Source organism: Okeania hirsuta, from assembly GCF_003838195.1.
GTDB lineage: Bacteria > Cyanobacteriota > Cyanobacteriia > Cyanobacteriales > Microcoleaceae > Okeania > Okeania hirsuta.
The window spans coordinates 1-2,186 of sequence record NZ_RCBY01000513.1 but is presented as its reverse complement, the minus strand read 5'-3'; the positions used below and the strand labels follow the sequence as shown (position 1 = coordinate 2,186).

Annotated in this window: 4 protein-coding genes and 1 pseudogene; all 5 read left to right on the top strand. The window is 41.6% G+C overall.

Going from position 1 to position 2,186, the window contains the following annotated elements; all coding sequences use genetic code 11:
• The coding region (locus tag D5R40_RS32380; protein ID WP_134239665.1) for an acyl-CoA thioesterase at positions 1-383 on the top strand (383 nt) is incomplete at its 5' end.
• Positions 384-509: 126 nt separating this feature from the next.
• Positions 510-920, top strand: a complete 411-nt coding sequence (locus D5R40_RS32375) for a DinB family protein (RefSeq protein ID WP_124155837.1) — start codon at positions 510-512, stop codon at positions 918-920.
• Positions 921-948: 28 nt separating this feature from the next.
• Positions 949-1,386, top strand: a complete 438-nt coding sequence (locus tag D5R40_RS32370; protein ID WP_282433702.1) for a DUF4112 domain-containing protein — start codon at positions 949-951, stop codon at positions 1,384-1,386.
• Between the two features lie 98 nt (positions 1,387-1,484).
• Positions 1,485-1,754 (top strand): S-adenosylmethionine:tRNA ribosyltransferase-isomerase, encoded by a 270-nt coding sequence (locus D5R40_RS41745; protein WP_282433701.1) that lies wholly within the window; start codon positions 1,485-1,487, stop codon positions 1,752-1,754.
• Positions 1,661-2,186: pseudogene (locus D5R40_RS41740) on the top strand (S-adenosylmethionine:tRNA ribosyltransferase-isomerase); the annotation flags it as partial. The gene D5R40_RS41745 and the pseudogene D5R40_RS41740, both read left to right, overlap by 94 nt.

The window sequence follows — 2,186 nt, the reverse complement described above, 5'->3', positions numbered from 1 at the left end:
TCTACGGCTATGACATAGATGTGATGGGAATTGTGAGCAATCAGGTCTATGTTCGATGGTTTGAGGACCTCAGGACAGAGTTTCTGGCTCGCTACTGGCCTTATGAACAAATGCTGGAGGATAATATATCTCCGGTTCTGGCCCGCACAGAAGTCGATTATAAGTACCCTTTAAAAATCGGAGAGCAAATCACAGGGAAATTATGGGTAGACTCATTCAGTCGGGCCAAATGGGTTATGAGCTTTGAAATTTCTTCAGCAGATCGAGTCTTTTGTGTAGGAAAGCAAATGGGCTATGTGGTAGATTTAAGTCGAAAGAGACCTGTGCCTATGCCGGAGGGACTAATGGAAAAATATGAGTCAGCGAAAGCTGATTTATTATAAGCTAAACTCCTTGCCAATGAATCTCACCCAATTACTCGATAAGCTTGATCTTCAGGAGGAGGAAATGAAAATTCTCATCCAAGACCTGAATGCTGATCAACTCAATTATGAACCCCTTTCAGGCAAATGTCCATTCGATTGCACCTGGCTCATCTGGGGCGGTATCACGAAGTCTTTCTTTTGCGTCTCAGGCAGATTATGAAAGATGAAATGCCCATGTTTGAGCGTTATAAATCGGAATGGGATGCTGGTTTTGCTGATTGGATGCCGATGAGTGTATCTGAGATATGGAACAAAATGAAGGTTATCCGTAGACAGATTAAAAATCATCTGGATGATTTGTCAGAAATTGAGCTGAGCAGGAAAGGGAATCATCCCCGATTGGGAGCCATGGACGTAATTGCCTGGTTTGAATTTTTTACTTTGCATGAAAGCCATCACATATACTCCATTTTTCGCATGGTGAAAATGCGGATTTGGGAAAAATATAAAAAGCTAAATGATCCTTTCTTATGGATGAAGCATTTCCGGGTTTAGAAAATATAAATAACCCAAAGTTTTATGGATCAAGCGTCTCGCCTGGTTCATGGATGCAAATTTTAAAATCCCTTTTACCAACATTCGATTTGGACTGGATCCTTTACTGAGTTTGATACCCGGTGTGGGACAAATCGGCACCTACCTGGTTTCTGCTTTTCTCGTGTGGCAGATGCAAAGAAATGGGGCCAGTGGAAAGGTTTACCTTAAGATGATCGGCAATATTTTACTCGACGTGATCATCAGCTTTATCCCTGTATTGGGAACCATCTTCGACATCGGGTACAAGGCCAATAACAGAAATGTCAATCTTTTGATTGAACATTATGAAGAGGGAGAACATACAGGCAGCGGAAAAGGCATGTTGCTGGGACTTTTTTTTATCACAATGGGCGTGATTTTTGGCCTGATTTATGGCGTCTACAAGCTATTCGATTTATTCTTTGAGTATTTAGGCACATTATAGGCATCAAAATCTGATTTCCTCTTACTTATCCTTGACAATCAGGGATTGACAACCTATTTTTGCCCACTAATTCGCAAACCCACCAAATTTCGGCGTATATGGCAATGAAACTTTCCGCTTTCAACTTTGAGATTCCTGAAGAACTCACAGCACAATATCCTCACGAACCCAGAGATGAAAGCCGCCTGCTGGTCGCTCATAAAGATACTGGTAAAATAGAGCATAAAATCTTCAAAGACATCCTTGAATATTTTGACGAAGGAGATGTAGCAGTATATTTAATGACACCAAAGTTTTTCCTGCAAGACTATTTGGAAAGAAGGAAAAAACCGGAGCAAAAATCGAGGTTTTTCTTCTTCGCGAATTGAATCCAAGCAAAAACTATGGGACGTTTTGGTTGAACCTGCAAGAAAAATCCGTGTAGGAAACAAACTTTTCTTTGGCGAAAATGACCTCGTAGCAGAGGTCGTTGATAATACAACTTCAAGAGGCAGGACGATTCGTTTTCTTTTTGACGGAGAAAATGAAGAGTTGCATCAATTGATTGATAAATTGGGTAAGACTCCCATCCCTCCCTACATCGATCGTGAGGTGGAGGATTCTGATCGCGAAGCTTACCAAACGGTATTTGCTACCAATGTGGGCGCAGTTGCGGCTCCTACAGCTGGACTTCACTTTACCCGTGAACTTCTTAAGCGTTTCGAATTGAAAGGCATCGAGGAAGCTCGTCTTACTTTGCATGTGGGAATTGGAGCTTTCAATCCTGTTGAAGTAGAAGATCTTTCCAAGCACAGAATGGA

Excerpts from the sequence above, each read along its gene's own strand:
- D5R40_RS41745 (WP_282433701.1), top strand. The coding sequence starts at position 1,485 with ATGGCAATGAAACTTTCCGCTTTCAACTTTGAGATTCCTGAAGAACTC.
- D5R40_RS32375 (WP_124155837.1), top strand. The coding sequence starts at position 510 with ATGTCCATTCGATTGCACCTGGCTCATCTGGGGCGGTATCACGAAGTC.